Annotated in this window: 1 protein-coding gene; it reads right to left on the reverse strand. The window is 67.0% G+C overall.

Features of this window, described 5'->3' with window-relative positions:
- Positions 1 to 427 (reverse strand): 1,4-beta-xylanase (locus tag IG99_RS43630; RefSeq protein WP_037684607.1); only part of this gene is annotated, 427 nt, incomplete at both ends.

Consider the following 427-nt stretch of genomic DNA (forward strand, 5'->3'; position numbering starts at 1 on the left):
CCCACTTGTTGGTGCCGTTGAACTTCATCCACATCGGGCCCTCGACCATCGCACCGGTCAGGCCGATGCCGGAGAGGTCACCGAGTCGGGTCCAGGTTCCCAGGATGGAGTTGCTGCCCTCGAGGGTGATCTGTCCGTCGCCGGAGGCCCGCACGTAGCGGTAGTTGCCGACGCCGGAGGGCAGCTCGATGATCTGGGTGTCGATGATTTCCTGGGCGCCGGGGCGGTCGATGTAGATCTGCGGGGTGGTGATGGTGCGGAAGTCGCTGGTGCGGGCGTAGAAGATGCGGTGCTTCGTCTTGCCGTCGAGGGGCACGTTCGTCGCCCAGTACAGGACGTAGTCGTTGGTCGCGGGGTCCCAGATCGCCTCGGGGGCCCAGGCGTTGCGGCCGTCGGGGATCGCGCCGGCGACGTTGAGCAGCCACGG

This window comes from Streptomyces griseus subsp. griseus, from assembly GCF_000720255.1.
Taxonomy (GTDB): Bacteria; Actinomycetota; Actinomycetes; order Streptomycetales; family Streptomycetaceae; genus Streptomyces; species Streptomyces griseus_I.